General features: G+C 73.4%; 13 protein-coding genes. 1 reads left to right on the forward strand and 12 read right to left on the reverse strand.

From position 1 onward, the window contains the following. Positions 1 to 32: 32 nt before the first annotated feature. The 5 genes from ACZ3IJ_RS21510 to ACZ3IJ_RS21530 all read right to left on the reverse strand — a co-directional run bounded on the left by ACZ3IJ_RS21510 (position 33) and on the right by ACZ3IJ_RS21530 (position 6,273). Positions 33 to 1,604, reverse strand: a complete 1,572-nt coding sequence (locus tag ACZ3IJ_RS21510; protein ID WP_467470463.1) for a DUF7059 domain-containing protein — start codon at positions 1,602 to 1,604, stop codon at positions 33 to 35. A gap of 291 nt (positions 1,605 to 1,895) precedes the next feature. After that, complete coding sequence (locus ACZ3IJ_RS21515) at positions 1,896 to 2,540, reverse strand: small secreted protein (RefSeq protein ID WP_467470465.1); 645 nt, start codon at positions 2,538 to 2,540, stop codon at positions 1,896 to 1,898. A 188-nt stretch (positions 2,541 to 2,728) separates the two neighbouring features. Continuing rightward, the gene (locus ACZ3IJ_RS21520) at positions 2,729 to 5,149 is read right to left on the reverse strand and encodes a sodium-translocating pyrophosphatase (protein WP_467470468.1); all 2,421 of its coding nucleotides are present in this window, start codon (positions 5,147 to 5,149) and stop codon (positions 2,729 to 2,731) included. 220 nt (positions 5,150 to 5,369) lie between these two features. After that, positions 5,370 to 5,828 (reverse strand): ATP-binding protein, encoded by a 459-nt coding sequence (locus ACZ3IJ_RS21525; RefSeq protein ID WP_391801537.1) that lies wholly within the window; start codon positions 5,826 to 5,828, stop codon positions 5,370 to 5,372. Between the two features lie 91 nt (positions 5,829 to 5,919). Then, the gene (locus ACZ3IJ_RS21530; RefSeq protein WP_137988538.1) at positions 5,920 to 6,273 is read right to left on the reverse strand and encodes an STAS domain-containing protein; all 354 of its coding nucleotides are present in this window, start codon (positions 6,271 to 6,273) and stop codon (positions 5,920 to 5,922) included. A 79-nt stretch (positions 6,274 to 6,352) separates the two neighbouring features. Here ACZ3IJ_RS21530 and ACZ3IJ_RS21535 point away from each other — a divergent pair, with 79 nt between their 5' ends. After that, entirely contained in the window at positions 6,353 to 8,830 is a 2,478-nt protein-coding gene (locus ACZ3IJ_RS21535; RefSeq protein WP_467470471.1) for a DEAD/DEAH box helicase, read from the forward strand. Here the strand turns inward: ACZ3IJ_RS21535 and ACZ3IJ_RS21540 are convergent. The 7 genes from ACZ3IJ_RS21540 to ssd all read right to left on the reverse strand — a co-directional run bounded on the left by ACZ3IJ_RS21540 (position 8,772) and on the right by ssd (position 13,882). Then, positions 8,772 to 9,194: an Rv3654c family TadE-like protein gene (locus ACZ3IJ_RS21540; protein ID WP_467470473.1), complete on the reverse strand. Its 423-nt coding sequence runs from the start codon at positions 9,192 to 9,194 to the stop codon at positions 8,772 to 8,774. The genes ACZ3IJ_RS21535 and ACZ3IJ_RS21540 overlap by 59 nt on opposite strands. Further along, positions 9,191 to 9,550, reverse strand: coding sequence for a TadE family type IV pilus minor pilin (locus ACZ3IJ_RS21545; RefSeq protein WP_467470475.1), 360 nt, complete (start codon positions 9,548 to 9,550; stop codon positions 9,191 to 9,193). The genes ACZ3IJ_RS21540 and ACZ3IJ_RS21545 overlap by 4 nt, the downstream gene beginning before the upstream one ends. After that, complete coding sequence (locus ACZ3IJ_RS21550; RefSeq protein WP_467470476.1) at positions 9,537 to 9,731, reverse strand: DUF4244 domain-containing protein; 195 nt, start codon at positions 9,729 to 9,731, stop codon at positions 9,537 to 9,539. Before ACZ3IJ_RS21550 ends, ACZ3IJ_RS21545 begins: the two co-directional genes overlap by 14 nt. A 125-nt stretch (positions 9,732 to 9,856) precedes the next feature. After that, positions 9,857 to 10,639 carry a type II secretion system F family protein gene (locus ACZ3IJ_RS21555; RefSeq protein WP_467470814.1) on the reverse strand — a complete coding sequence of 261 codons (783 nt, stop codon included), beginning with the start codon at positions 10,637 to 10,639 and terminating at the stop codon, positions 9,857 to 9,859. Between the two features lie 5 nt (positions 10,640 to 10,644). Next, on the reverse strand, positions 10,645 to 11,535 hold the full coding sequence (locus tag ACZ3IJ_RS21560; protein ID WP_467470478.1) for a type II secretion system F family protein: 891 nt from the start codon (positions 11,533 to 11,535) through the stop codon (positions 10,645 to 10,647). Then, positions 11,532 to 12,704, reverse strand: coding sequence for a TadA family conjugal transfer-associated ATPase (locus ACZ3IJ_RS21565; protein WP_467470480.1), 1,173 nt, complete (start codon positions 12,702 to 12,704; stop codon positions 11,532 to 11,534). The genes ACZ3IJ_RS21560 and ACZ3IJ_RS21565 overlap by 4 nt, the downstream gene beginning before the upstream one ends. Then, positions 12,701 to 13,882: a septum site-determining protein Ssd gene (ssd, locus tag ACZ3IJ_RS21570; protein WP_467470482.1), complete on the reverse strand. Its 1,182-nt coding sequence runs from the start codon at positions 13,880 to 13,882 to the stop codon at positions 12,701 to 12,703. Before ssd ends, ACZ3IJ_RS21565 begins: the two co-directional genes overlap by 4 nt. Between the last annotated feature and the right edge of the window lie 412 nt (positions 13,883 to 14,294).

Consider the following 14,294-nt stretch of genomic DNA (forward strand, 5'->3'; position numbering starts at 1 on the left):
GCGTCGGGGCGTCGGTCACATCGGGGCGCCGGTCACATCGGGGACGACGGGAGCAGGAAGCCCTCCTCGACGAGCAGCCGGATGGCCTGCGGGGTGCGGTCCCGCAGCAGCACGGGGTCCTCGCCCATCAGCTGACCGATCGCGTCCAGGATCCGTCCCGCGCTGAGCGTCCCGTCGCAGACGCCCGCGAAGCCGGCTCCCACATGATCCACCTTCGTGGCGCGACGCATGCCGCGGTTCTGCCGCAGCACCACGTGCTCCGGGTCCTCGGCGCCCGGCAGCCCGACCTGCTCCTGCACGACCTCGGGGGCGAGCGCGAAGTGGTCGGCGAGCAGGGCCGCGTCGTCGCGCGTCCGCAGATAGTCCTGACGCTCGAAGTGGGCGCGCACCGTGTCGCCGAGCGGCTGCTCGACCGGGTGCGGCCACTCCTCGATCACGATCGACGGCTCGACCGTGCCGGAGGCCACGGCGGCGCTCCTGCGCAGGGTGATCCAGCCGAAGCCGACCGCCTTGGTCTTACGGGCCTCGAACTCGTCCAGCCACGCCTCGTACCGCTCCGTGTACGCCTCCGGGTCCGCGCGGTGGTCGCCGCTGTCCCGGAGCCACAGCTCGGCGTACTGGGTGACGTCCTGGACCTCGCGCTGCACGATCCACGCGTCGCAGCCGCGCGGCACCCAGGAGCGCAGCCGGTCCTGCCACTCCTCGCCCTCGACGTGCTGCCAGTTGGCGAGGAACTGGGCGTACCCGCCGTCGTTGAGCCGCTCCCCGGCCTCCCGTACGAGCGTGCGGCACAGGTCGTCGCCGCCCATCCCGCCGTCGCGGTAGGTGAGGCGGGCGCCCGGGGAGATGACGAACGGCGGGTTGGAGACGATCAGGTCGTACGTGTCACCGTCGACCGGCTCGAAGAGCGAGCCCTGGAGCAGCTCGGCCTCGCGGGCCCCGGAGAGCGCGAGGGTGAGCCGGGTGAAGTCCAGGGCGCGCGGGTTCAGGTCGGTGGCGGTGACCAGCGTGGCGTGCTGCGCGGCGTGCAGGGCCTGGATGCCGGAGCCGGTGCCGAGGTCGAGCGCGGAGGCCACCGGCGTACGGACGGTGATGCCGGCCAGCGTGGTGGAGGCGCCGCCGACGCCCAGGACGACCCCCTCCTCCTTGCTGCCGATGCCACCGGCTCCGCCGACCGCGCAGCCCAGGTCCGAGACGATGAACCAGTCCTGCCCGTCGGGGCCGCCGTACGGCCTGATGTCGACGGAGGCGCCGACCTCCTCGTCGCCGCCTTCGCCCGGCCGGACCAGCCAGCCGTCCTCCAGGCACTCCTCCAGCGGCAGCGCGGCGGCTGCCCGGGCTCGGGAGACGGGGTGCTGGAGCAGGAAGAGCCGTACGAGGGTCTCCAGCGGGGAGTCCCCCCGGGTGGCCCGCAGCGCGGGCACGGTCTCGCTGCGGGCGAGCGCCGCGTAGGCGGGGGCGCCGAGCAGTTCGAGCAGGCCGTCGGCGGTGAAGTCGGCGGCGAGCAGGGCTTCGCGGAGCCGGGCGGCGTGCGCGGGCGCGGGGAGGCGGGAGGTCAGGCTGGTCGTACTCACGCCACCATTGTGGCGGGCCGCCACGGACATTGCCTCGTCAGCCCCGCCCGTACCGCCCGCCCTCGGGGCCGAAGTCCCCGGCCGGCAACGGCGCGTGGACACACGTAGGGACCGGCGTGGCGCACGTGGAGCCCGGTCCGGCGCACGCGTAGACGACGGGCCAGGCCACGCGAAGGCCGGGGCAGGCGAGAGGCCAGGGCACGCGAAGGGGCCGGGGCACGCGAAGGGGCCGGGGCACGCGAAGGGGCCGGGCACGCGGAGGGCCCCGGGGCGGTCGTGCGCGCCCGGGGCCCTTCGTACGGCTCGTGCCTGCCGGGGGTGTTACTCCCCGCTGCTCTTGCTGGCGGAACTCGACGGCTTGGCCGTCGCCTTGCCCGACGGCGTGGAGCCCGCCTGCGGGGAGGCCGTGCCGCTCGGGGCGGCCGACGGGGTCGCGCGCTGGCAGCCCGGCTGCTTCGCCATCGCCGTGCCCAGCTCGCCGGACTGCAGCTTGGCCAGCGCGTCCTGGTCCATCTTCTCGATCTTCTTCAGGCCGTCGGCGACGTCCTGGAGACCGTCGGCGAACTTCTGCTGGTTGCTCGGGTCGAGCGCGTCGACCTGCTTCTTCAGCCCCTCGTAGGCCACCGCCGTGGCGTTGAGCTCCTTGACCGCGTCCTGCTGGAGCGTCTCACCGTTGTCGACGGGCGGCGCCCCGGCGTCCTGCACGGACTTGGCGAGCGCCCGGTCCGCGTCGGCGATGTCCTGGAAGGCCTTGGAGTCCGCGGCCTGGATGTCGGCCGGCTTGCCGTCCGCAGCCGTCGAGATGATGAGCTGCTGAGCGTTGGCCCGCTTCTGGATCTGGGGCTGTGCCTGGTCGCAGACCGTCTTGGCCCAGTCGTTCACCTTGTCGCCGTCGTCGCTGCAGCCGGACAGCGTGAGCACCAGGACAGCGGCGCCGGACAGCGCGACAGCAAGCTTCTTGTTCACCGGTTCGGTCCCTTCCAAGACTCTCGGCCCCGGAACATACACGCCGAACGGGCTACATCCACCTTTCGTGCGACGGATTCGTCCCTGATTGAAGCCGATTGCACCAAGCGAGACACGCCTCACGCCGCCACGAACAGCGAGTGGGCAGCACGTCAACACACGCTGCCCACCCGCCCTCTGATCTGGTGTTACGAAATCACCGGCGCGTCCGGCGAGGCGGCCGTCCGACGGGCGGCGTTGCCTTCGTCACCCGTGTCGTCGCTCGTGTCGTCCCCGACGACCACGGAGCGTCGCTTGGAGACGTAGACGGCGCCGACGATGACGAGGATCGCGAGGATCGCGACCAGCGTCCGCAGCCCGCCGCTCGCGTCGTCGCCGTAGCTGAACTGCACCACGGCGGGCGCGATCAGCAGGGCGACCAGGTTCATCACCTTGAGCAGCGGGTTGATGGCCGGACCCGCGGTGTCCTTGAACGGGTCGCCGACGGTGTCGCCGATGACGGTCGCGGCATGCGCCTCGCTGCCCTTGCCGCCGTGATGGCCGTCCTCGACGAGCTTCTTGGCGTTGTCCCAGGCGCCTCCGGAGTTGGCGAGGAAGACCGCCATCAGCGTGCCGGTGGCGATGGCGCCGGCGAGGTACGAGCCGAGCGCGCCGACACCGAGGGCGAAACCGACCGCGATGGGGGCCATGACGGCGAGCAGCCCGGGCGTGGCGAGTTCGCGCAGCGCGTCCTTGGTGCAGATGTCGACCACGCGCCCGTACTCGGGCTTCTCGGTGTAGGTCATGATCCCGGGGTGCTCGCGGAACTGGCGCCGCACCTCGTAGACCACGGCCCCGGCCGAACGCGACACGGCGTTGATCGCGAGACCCGAGAAGAGGAAGACGACCGCCGCGCCGAGGACCATCCCGAAGAGGTTGTTGGGCTGCGAGATGTCCATGGAGAGGGTCATCCCGGTGGCCTTGGCCCCGACGTCGGCGACCGCGGTGGCGATCGCGTCGCGGTACGAGCCGAAGAGCGCCGCGGCCGCCAGGACGGCGGTCGCGATGGCGATGCCCTTCGTGATGGCCTTGGTGGTGTTCCCGACGGCGTCGAGGTCGGTGAGGACCTGCGCGCCCGCGCCCTGGACGTCCCCGGACATCTCGGCGATGCCCTGGGCGTTGTCGGAGACCGGTCCGAAGGTGTCCATGGCGACGATGACACCGACGGTGGTGAGCAGTCCGGTGCCGGCCAGGGCGACCGCGAAGAGCGCCAGCATGATCGACGTGCCGCCGAGCAGGAACGCCCCGTAGACGGAGAGGCCGATGAGCAGGGCGGTGTAGACGGCGGACTCCAGGCCGATGGAGATGCCGGCGAGGACGACGGTGGCGGGGCCGGTGAGGGAGGACTTGCCGATGTCCTTGACCGGGCGCCGGGTCGTCTCGGTGAAGTAGCCGGTGAGCTGCTGGATCAGTGCGGCCAGGACGATGCCGATGGCGACGGCCACCAGGGCGAGGATCCGCGGGTCCCCGGGGTGGTCGTGGATCCCCGGCTCGGTCACGCCCTCGAGGTCGGCGTAGGAGGACGGCAGGTAGACGAAGACGGCGATGGCGACCAGGACCAGGGAGATCACCGCGGAGATGAAGAAGCCGCGGTTGATGGCGGACATTCCGCTGCGGTCGGCGCGCCGCGGGGCGACCGCGAAGATGCCGATCATCGCGGTGACCACGCCGATCGCCGGGACGATCAGGGGAAACGCGAGCCCGAGGTCGCCGAAAGCCGCCTTGCCCAGGATGAGCGCGGCGACGAGCGTGACGGCGTACGACTCGAAGAGGTCGGCGGCCATGCCGGCACAGTCGCCGACGTTGTCGCCCACGTTGTCGGCGATGGTCGCGGCGTTGCGCGGGTCGTCCTCGGGGATGCCCTGCTCGACCTTGCCGACGAGGTCGGCGCCCACGTCGGCCGCCTTGGTGAAGATTCCGCCGCCGACACGCATGAACATGGCGATGAGCGCGGCTCCGAGGCCGAAGCCCTCCAGAACCTTGGGCGCGTCGGCCGCGTAGACGAGGACGACGCAGGCGGCACCGAGCAGGCCGAGGCCCACGGTGAACATGCCGACCACTCCGCCCGTACGGAAAGCGATCTTCATCGCCTTGTGGGCGACGGCCGTCAGATCCTTTTCCGGTTCTCCCGGCGCCGGGGTCGCTTCTCGGGCGGCCGCCGCGACTCGTACATTCGCTCGTACGGCGAGCCGCATGCCGATGTATCCGGTCGCCGCCGAGAAAAGCGCACCGACCAGGAAGAACAGGGAGCGGCCGGCGCGCTGCGACCAGTTGTCGGCGGGCAGCAACAACAACAGGAAGAACACGACGACGGCGAAGATCCCGAGGGTGCGCAGCTGGCGTGCGAGATAGGCGTTGGCGCCTTCCTGCACGGCGGCTGCGATCTTCTTCATCGAGTCGGTGCCCTCACCGGCTGCGAGCACCTGGCGTACCAGCAGCTGGGCGACGAGCAGGGCCGCGAGCGCGACGGCCGCGATGACGATCACGATCGTACGGTTCTCGTCCGTGAGTACCGCCGCGGCGAGAGAAGTGGGGTGTCCGGTCAGTTCTGGGTTGAAGAGCCCCGCCATTCGTCCTCCTTGACGTTGCGAGCTCAAGATGTGGACGGATTGTAGGGAGCGGAACCTGATCAAAACAGGGCGCCGCAATCGGAATTCCCCATTGCCTTGATCTTCCCACCGAAAGCGGTAATGGGCCCAAAGCATTTACGCATGATCGATGATCTGGAGAAATGAGAAGAGGCCCTGCTCGGCAGGGCCTCTTCTCATGATCTCGGATGATCGGATTCGGTCAGGGGAGCGCGACCGCCGGTGTCGTCGGCCAGCTCATCCTGAGGACCCCGCCCTCCTCGCCCGCCCGCACCTCGACGTCGTCCACGAGCCCGCGGATCACGGCGAGGCCCATCTCGTCCTCGCCGTCGGCGTCGTCGAACTCCTCGACGGGAGCCTCGTCCCGCGCACCGGGCACACCGGCGGCATCGGCCGCCGCCACGCCCGCGCCCGGGACCTCGTCGCCGACCTCGATGGAGAACGTCTTCTCCTCCTCGGTCAGCACCACCTTCACGGGAGTGGTGACCCCGTTGCTCCGGTGGAGTCCGACGGCACGGGAACACGCCTCGCCGACGGCGAGTCTGACCTCGTCGAGGACCGCCTCGTCGACCCCGGCCCGGCGCGCCACCGCGGCCGCCACGAGGCGGGCCGTGCGGACGTGCTCGGGCTGGGCGCTGAAGCGGAGTTCAACGGTGGCCATGCGGTCCCCCTAGGAACATCTGGGCGGGCAACTCGGAGGACCGGGCGTGTCCGCCCGGTTCTCCCCTGCATCTTCCGACGCCGGCCGGACGTCAGTCGGTGGCGTTGACGGCCTCGTCGACCGTGGTGTGGATGGGGAACACCTTGGTCAGACCAGTGATCCGGAAGATCTTGAGAATGCGCTCCTGGTTGCAGACCAGGCGCAACGAGCCCTCGTGCGCGCGCACGCGCTTCAGGCCGCCCACCAGCACGCCGAGGCCGGTCGAGTCGAGGAAGTCCACGCCCTCCATGTCGACAACCAGGTGGTAGCTGCCGTCGTTCACCAACTCGACCAACTGCTCGCGCAGCTTGGGCGCGGTATACACATCAATCTCGCCACCGACCTCGACGACCGTACGGTCGCCACTCGGGCCGGACACATTGCGAGTCGACAGGGACAGGTCCACGGATCCTCCAGCACCTTGCTATCGAGCGGTCGCCCCTCAAGTCTCCCCGGCGGAGTCGGGGGACGGATCGCCAGCCGCGATGGCATTCAATCACTTACCAGCAGCCATGCACGACGGCTTGGGAGCATTGTCCGTCACGCCAGTGACACACTCGGTGCCGATGGCCAAGAATCACCGCCCCAGTCGTCCAGCCGGGGAGACGGGCAACCGCCCCTCTCCCGGCATGGTCCTCGACCGGCTCTCCTCGGGCGAGAGCCGGGCCGCGCGCATCACTCATACGGAGCACTTGCCCGCCCGGGAGGGCCGGCATGCAGTCTGGCCGCATCGCATCCGAACGGAAGTGATCAGAGCGATCCAGGAGGCGGGCATCGAGCACCCCTGGGCCCACCAGGCGGAGGCCGCCGAGCGCGCCCTGGACGGCGAATCCGTGGTGATCGCCACGGGCACCGCCTCGGGCAAGTCGCTGGCCTATCTCGCCCCGGTCCTGACCACGCTCCTGGACGGCTCCGAGGCCGCGAACGGCCGGGGGGCCACCGCGCTGTACCTGGCACCCACGAAGGCCCTGGCGGCCGACCAGCGCCGTGCGGTCCGTGAGCTCGCGGCCCCGCTCGGCAACCGGATCCGGCCGGCCGTCTACGACGGCGACACGCCGGTCGAGGAGCGCGAGTGGGTCCGCCAGTACGCGAACTACGTGCTGACCAACCCCGACATGCTGCACCGGGGCATCCTCCCGTCCCACCCCAGGTGGTCCTCCTTCCTGCGCTCCCTGCGCTACGTCGTGATCGACGAGTGCCACACCTACCGGGGAGTCTTCGGCTCGCATGTCGCCCAAGTGCTGCGACGGCTTCGGCGTGTCTGCGCCCGGTACGGCGCGGACCCCGTCTTCCTGCTCGCCTCCGCCACCTCCGCCGAGCCCGCACTGGCCGCCGGCCGGCTGACCGGTCTGCCGGTCTCGGAGGTCTCCGACGACGCCTCGCCGCGCGGCGAGCTGGTCTTCGCCCTCTGGGAGCCGCCGCTCACCGAGCTCCACGGCGAGCAGGGCGCTCCGGTGCGCCGCACGGCCACCGCCGAGACCGCCGACCTGCTGACGGACCTGACCGTCCAGGGCGTCCGCTCGGTCGCCTTCGTCCGCTCCCGGCGCGGCGCCGAGCTGATCTCGGTCATCGCCCAGGAGCGGCTGGCCGAGGTCGACCGCTCCCTGGCCCGCCGGGTCGCCGCCTACCGGGGCGGCTACCTGCCCGAGGAACGCCGGGCCCTGGAGCGAGCCCTGCACTCGGGCGAGCTCCTCGGCCTTGCCGCCACCACGGCCCTGGAGCTGGGCGTGGACGTCTCCGGACTGGACGCCGTGGTGATCGCCGGGTACCCGGGCACCCGAGCCTCCCTGTGGCAGCAGGCGGGCCGCGCCGGACGTTCGGGCGAGGGCGCCCTGGCGATCCTGGTCGCCCGCGACGACCCGCTGGACACCTTCCTCGTCCACCACCCCGAGGCGCTGTTCCGGCAGCCGGTCGAGTCGACGGTCCTGGACCCCGACAACCCCTACGTCCTCGCCCCCCATCTGTGCGCCGCGGCGGCCGAGCTGCCCCTGACCGACGCCGACCTGGCCCTCTTCGGCCCGGCCGTCCCCGGCCTGTTGCCCCAGCTGGAGGACGCCGGACTGCTCCGGAAGCGCTCCACCGGCTGGTACTGGACCCGGCGCGAGCGGGCCGCCGACCTGACCGACATCCGGGGCGGGGGCGGAAGCCCCGTCCAGATCGTGGAGGCCGCCACCGGCCGCCTCCTCGGCACGGTCGACGAGGCGGCCTCGCACACCGCCGTCCACGAGGGCGCCGTCCACCTCCACCAGGGCCGTACCTACCTGGTGAAGACCCTTGACCTGAAGGACTCGGTGGCCCTGGTCGAGGAGGCCGCCCCGCCGTACTCCACCACCGCCCGGGACACCACCTCCATCTCCGTCCTCGAAACCGACACCGAGATCCCCTGGGGCGCCGGCCGCCTCTGCTACGGCTCCGTCGAGGTCACCAACCAGGTCGTCTCGTTCCTGCGCCGCCGCCTGATCAGCGGCGAGGTGCTCGGTGAGACCAAGCTCGACCTGCCGCCCCGCACGCTGCGCACCCGGGCCGTGTGGTGGACGGTCACCGAGGACCAGCTGGACGCCGCCCGGATCAACCCGGAGATCCTCGGCGGGGCCCTGCACGCCGCCGAACACGCCTCCATCGGCATGCTGCCGCTCTTCGCCACCTGCGACCGCTGGGACATCGGCGGCGTGTCCGTACCGCTCCATCCGGACACCCTGCTGCCCACCGTCTTCGTCTACGACGGCCATCCGGGTGGCGCGGGCTTCGCCGAGCGGGCCTTCCACACCGCCCGCGCCTGGTTGACGGCGACCCGCGAGGCGATCGCCTCCTGCGAGTGCGAGGCGGGCTGCCCGTCCTGCATCCAGTCCCCCAAGTGCGGCAACGGCAACGACCCGCTTCACAAGCGCGGCGCCGTACGCCTGCTCACGGAACTGCTGCGGGAAGCCCCGGCAGCGCCTGAGCCGGCCCCGCCCGCGCCCTGACCGCCGGTGCGTAGGGCCCGAGGCGCACCGCCGCCGTCACGTCCGCGACGTCGCCCCGCACCGAGCAGCGCACCACCGAGGCGCCCTGTGCCCCGGCCACCCGGACCGCCGCCGCGCACGCGGCCTCCTCCCCCCACAGGGCCCGGTCGGCGGCGGCGAGCGCCGCCAGGTCCGCGGCCCCTCCCGCCCGGTGCCGGGCCGCCACGGCCTGTCCCAGCGCCAGGACGGCCCCGAACACCACGCACAGGACGCAGGCCGCGAAGGCCGTCCAGACCGTCGCCATCCCCCGGTCGTCCCGCGCGGCGCCCACCCCCCGCTCGTCCCGCGCCGAGGCCGCCTGTCGGCCTGCCCTCGCCCGGCTCACGGCGGCGTCACCCCCGCCGTGTCCTCGGCGAGCGCCGCCGCCCCTGCGCGCAGCGTGAGCCCCATCCCGCCGGGCCCGGGGGCCGGCGCCTCCACATTCACCCGCCACAGCTCGCCCGACCGGGTGACGGAAACGCTGGCCCCCTCGGGCGCGGCGGCCCTGGCGGCGGCCTCGGCGCCGGACACCGGCTCCGCTCTCGCCACCGCCCGCGCGCCGGCCCGCGCCGCGTCCACGCACTGGATCTGCGCCGCCGCGGCGCCGAGCGCCCAGACCAGGGCCATGGTGAACACCACCAGGGTGGGGAGGGCCATCGCGGCCTCCACGGTCACGGCGCCCCGGTCGTCAGAACGGCGCATCGAGCGCCTTGCCGATCACGGACTCCAGCGCACCGGAGACCGATCCGCTGGTCACGATCTTGTACAGCACGGTCGCGAAACCAGCCGCCGCGATGGTGCCCATCGCGTACTCCGACGTGGTCATCCCCGCATCGCTCCGGGCCGCCCGTCGGGCCCGCCACCACGCGCTCATCGTTTTCATGCCAACCCCCATGCGTCGTCGCCGTGTTCGTTCTGATTCGTTCGTGCGTGTGCGTTCGCGGTTCGTGTGCGTTCGTGGTTCGTGTGCGTTCGCGGTTCGTGTTCGTCCGCGTCCTCGCTCGTCGGTCAGGTGCGCAGCAGCCCGGTCGCCAGGCCGATCACCACCGGGGCCACTCCCACCGCCAGGAAGGCGGGCAGGAAGCAGAGCCCTACCGGGGCTGTGATCAGCACCTGGGCCCGCTGCGCGCGGGCCGACGCCTTCCTGGCGCGGTCCGCCCGCAGGTCGGCCGCGTGCCTGGTGACGGCCTCGGCGGCGGGCGCCCCGGAGGAACCCGCCCGCTCAAGACAGCGGGCCAGCCCCTCCGCGCCCGGTATCGCGCCGAACCTCCGCCACACGTCCGCCGGTTCGCCGCCCAGGCGCAGCTCGGCAGCCGTCCGGGCCAGCTGATCGCCGACCGGTCCGCCCAACGACCGCCCGACCGCCTCGGCGGCCTCACCGGGCCCGGCACCGGCGGACGCGCAGGCCGCCAGCAGATCCGCCGCGAGAGGCAGTTGGCGTGCCACCTCGTCCTCGTCCCCGGCCGCGCCCGCCGAAGCCCGCCGCGTGGTCCACCGCCAGGCGCCCCAGCCCGCCAGGATGCCCGCGAGGACTCCGGCAGGCCCTCCGATCAGCGCCCAGCCTCCGGCAGCCGCCGCAAGAGGCACGGCCCATGTCCGGAGCCGGGCGGGAACGCCGTGCCCCCGCCGCCCCTCGCGTGTCGCCCGGGTGCCCACCAGATCCAGGAGCCGCTTCCGGGCCCGCCGCTCATGCCGCCGGTCGGTAACGGTCCGGACCGCCCAGGCGGCGAGGGCGACCGCCGCGACCGCCACCCCCAGCCTGTGGACGAACTCCCCCGGGAGACCGGTCACTCCGGTCACTCCCGCTCCCCTCCCCGGACGATGTGCGCGGCCCACCACAGCCCCGCCGCCTCCAGCGCCGTGCCGACGGCCAGACACCCGAGCCCCACCGGCGTGTGGAACAGCACGTACAGCGGACGGGCGCCCAGCGCCGTACCGAGCACGATCCCCACCGCGGGCAACACCGCCAGGACGGCCACCGTCGCCCAGGCTCCCGCCAGTTGGGCCCGCAGCCGCTCCCGCTGGTCGCGGTGCTCCCGCAGCGCCGCCTCCAGCCGGTCGAGGCCCGCGGCCAGGCCCGCTCCGCCGTCGACCGCGACCTGCCAGCAAGCCGCGAGACCGGCCAGCCCGTCTGCGCCGTCCTGTCGCGCCGCGCTCCGCAGCGCCTGCGCCACATCTCCGCCGAACCGGGCGGCGGCGACCACCTCGGCCTCCTCCTCCGGCCCGAGCGCCTGCGTCGCTCCGATCCCGAAGAGCAGTGCCCGCGCGGGCTGTCGGCCGGCTCTCAACTCGGCCGCGACCGCGCCGCAGAGGGCCACCACCGCGTCCGACCGCGCCTCCCGCTCCCTGCGAAGAGCTCTCGCCCGCAGTCGCCGCCCCGTCAGGGGCACCGCGAGCGCCCCCGCCACCAGCGGCAGCGGCGACTGCGCGAGGACGGCGAGCACCGCCGCCACCGGCAGGCAGAGCCAGGCCCGCCGCCCCCGGACGACACCCGACCAGCGCTCGCAGACCGCCCGCCACGACGGACCCGCCCGTCCCGGAACCCCCGCGCGACCCAGCGCGCCGACTCCCGCGAGAACCAGCCGCGCACGGCGAAGGCCGCGCTCCCGCTCGGCCACCCGCCAGACCGCGGCCCCCGCGCAGAGCACCGACGCCCCCTGGGCCAGCGCCCACTGTCCGCCCCTCATGACACGCCCCCGATCAGCGACCGCAGCCGCTCCCAGCCGCGCTCGCGCTCGAACCCCGCCGCCCCCCAGCGCAGCGCGGGCACGGTCGCCACCAACCCCTCCCGGTTCCGCTCCAGGACGTGGATCTCGGCGATCCGCCTGCGGCCGGTCCGATCCCTGGAGAGATGCAGTACGGCCGAGAGACCGGCCCCCAACTGGCTGTGCAGCGCGGCCCGGTCGAGCCCGGCAGCCGTCCCGAGGGCTTCGAGGCGGGCCGGGACGTCCGCGGCCGTGTTGGCATGGACCGTTCCCGAGCCCCCTTCGTGACCCGTGTTGAGGGCCGCCAGGAGATCGACGGCCTCCCCGCCCCGCACCTCGCCGACCACCAGCCGGTCGGGCCGCATCCGCAGGGCCTGACGGACCAGGTCCCGCAAGGTGACCAGACCCGCACCCTCCTGGTTCGCCGGCCGGGCCTCCAGGCGCACCACGTGCGGATGGTCGGGCCGCAGCTCGGCCGAGTCCTCGGCGAGGACGATCCGCTCGCGCTCACCGACGAGACCGAGCAGCGTGGACAGGAGCGTCGTCTTTCCGGAGCCCGTGCCACCGGAGATCAGATACGAGACCCGGGCCTCGATCAGGGCGCGCAGGATCCGCTCCCCGCCCGGCGGGACGGTGCCCGCCTCGGTCAACTCGCCCACGGAGAAAGCCCGCGGACGCACGACCCGCAGCGACAGGCAGGTCGACCCGACCGCGACCGGGGGCAGGACTGCGTGCATCCGGGTCCCGTCCGGGAGGCGGGCGTCCACCCAGGGCCGGGCGTCGTCCAGACGGCGGCCGGCGACCGCGGCGAGCCGCTGCGCCAGCCGGCGCACGGCCGGAGCGTCCGCGAAGCGGACCGGGGTCAGTTCGAGACCGGAACCTCGGTCGACCCAGACCCGGTCGGGGGCCGAGACCAGCACATCGGTGACGGCGGGGTCGGCGAGCAGCGGCTCCAGCGGGCCGCTGCCGATCAGTTCGCACCGCAGCGCCTCGGCCGCGCCCAGTACTTCCGTGTCGCCCAGCAGCCGCCCCTGGGCCCGCAGTGCCGCCGCGACCCGCGCGGGCGTGGGCTCAGCCCCGCTTTCGGCGAGCCGCTGCCGTACCGCCTCCAGGAGGGCCGCGCCGCCGGCGGTCGTCCCGGCCGTGGTCACGAGGCACCCTCCGTGGCCAGGGCCCGCTCCCAGAACGAGGCGCAGAACCGGCCGAGCGGTCCGCGCGCCTCGCCGCCCGGCGGCGCCCCGCTGTCGAGCGCGGCCGCCACCTCGGGATCGTGCGGGAGTTCTCCGGCGAGCGGCAGGCCGAGGGCGTCCGCGATCCATCGGTCGTCGAGACCCGGCGCGTAAGGCCCGCGCACCACGGCCCGCAGGTCGCGCAGCACCGCGCCCGCGAGCGTGGCGACCCGCTGGGCGGCCGCGACGGCCCGCAGTTCGCCGGGCACGACGAGGAGTCCCAGATCCAGCTGGGCCAGGGCCTCGCTCACCGCCGCGTCGACCCGGCGGGGCAGGTCCACGACGACGATGCCCCCTCGCCTGCGCGCCGCCGCGAGCACGGAGCGCATGGCCTCGGCCGGCACGAGGACCGAGTCCCCCCGGTCCCAGCTCAGCACGCGCAGCCCGCGTACAGACGGCAGTGACTCCTCCAGGGCGCCGCCTCCGACCCGCCCCTTGGAGGCGACGAAGTCGGGCCACCGCCTGCCTTCGGCGCGCTCCCCGCCGAGCAGGACGTCGAGCCCGCCGCCGAGCGGGTCGCCGTCCACGAGCAGCGTGCGCCGTCCGATCCTGGCTCCTGCCAGGGCGAGAGCACAGGCCAGGGTCGACGCTCCGGCGCCGCCGCGGCCGCCGATGACGCCGACGGTCAGCGCCTGCCGTCCCGCGCCTTCGGCGGCGTCGGCGATCCGGTCGACGAGCCAGCTCTCGGCGTCGGGCAGCCGCAGGACGCAGTCGGCGCCGATGTCGACGGCGCGCCGCCACACGTCCGGATCGGGGCCGGCGAGGGGATCGGTGAGCCCGCCGTGATCCCGCCCGACGAGGATCACCCCCGGCCTGCGCGCCGCACCCCGGCAGCGGGCGGCGGCGTCGTAGCCGACCAGGACGAGCGGTGCCTCGGCCCAGCTCGCGCGGTGCTCCGGGACGGTGTGGTGCACCTCGGGCTCCGCCCCCGCGGCGGCGCAGAGCCGCAGCAGGTCGTCGAGGAGCGCGAGGTCCTCGGTCACGATCAGCGGCCCGCTCGCGCGGACCGCTCCGCTTCCGGCTCCTCCCCGCTCGTCTCCCGCCGGGGAGGAGCGGGCGGTCCGCGCCGCCCGCGAAGCCCTCGCCGTTCCGAATGTCATGGTTCCCGCCACAGCGCACGCCCCCTGTCCGGGCGATCCCCGTCCACGCCGGTCGCGCGGCCGAGATCACCGATTCCTTCCATCCGCGGAGTTCGCGGTGGGAATCACCGTGGCGCCATCCCGGAAATCTCGTGGATCTTGCTCGAAAACTGTGGATAACTCGGCCGTTGTGAATATCCCCGTGCCCCATACCAGCGATACCCGGAGAGCATCCCGCCAGCTACTCTGAGTGACGAAACGAGGGCAGCCCGCCGTCGCGGCCGAACGGCCGACGAGAGGGGGAGACATGAGGGTCCGAGGGACGAAAACGCGTCCGGACATGCGACGACCCCCGCCGGGGGGGAGAGCGGGGGTCGTCTCTCCGGCCGACTCGGGGGGGGAGGAGCCGGACCGGGTTAGCACGGTCGCGAAC

The sequence above is a fragment of the Streptomyces sp. NPDC013317 genome, from assembly GCF_055563155.1.

Coding starts and splice junctions, on each gene's coding strand:
- ACZ3IJ_RS21510 (WP_467470463.1), bottom strand. CDS start 1,604: ATGTCCGTGGCGGCCCGCCACAATGGTGGCGTGAGTACGACCAGCCTG.
- ACZ3IJ_RS21520 (WP_467470468.1), bottom strand. CDS start 5,149: ATGGCGGGGCTCTTCAACCCAGAACTGACCGGACACCCCACTTCTCTC.
- ACZ3IJ_RS21525 (WP_391801537.1), bottom strand. CDS start 5,828: ATGGCCACCGTTGAACTCCGCTTCAGCGCCCAGCCCGAGCACGTCCGC.
- ACZ3IJ_RS21535 (WP_467470471.1), top strand. CDS start 6,353: ATGGCATTCAATCACTTACCAGCAGCCATGCACGACGGCTTGGGAGCA.
- ACZ3IJ_RS21545 (WP_467470475.1), bottom strand. CDS start 9,550: ATGCGCCGTTCTGACGACCGGGGCGCCGTGACCGTGGAGGCCGCGATG.
- ACZ3IJ_RS21550 (WP_467470476.1), bottom strand. CDS start 9,731: ATGAAAACGATGAGCGCGTGGTGGCGGGCCCGACGGGCGGCCCGGAGC.
- ACZ3IJ_RS21560 (WP_467470478.1), bottom strand. CDS start 11,535: ATGAGGGGCGGACAGTGGGCGCTGGCCCAGGGGGCGTCGGTGCTCTGC.
- ssd (WP_467470482.1), bottom strand. CDS start 13,882: ATGACATTCGGAACGGCGAGGGCTTCGCGGGCGGCGCGGACCGCCCGC.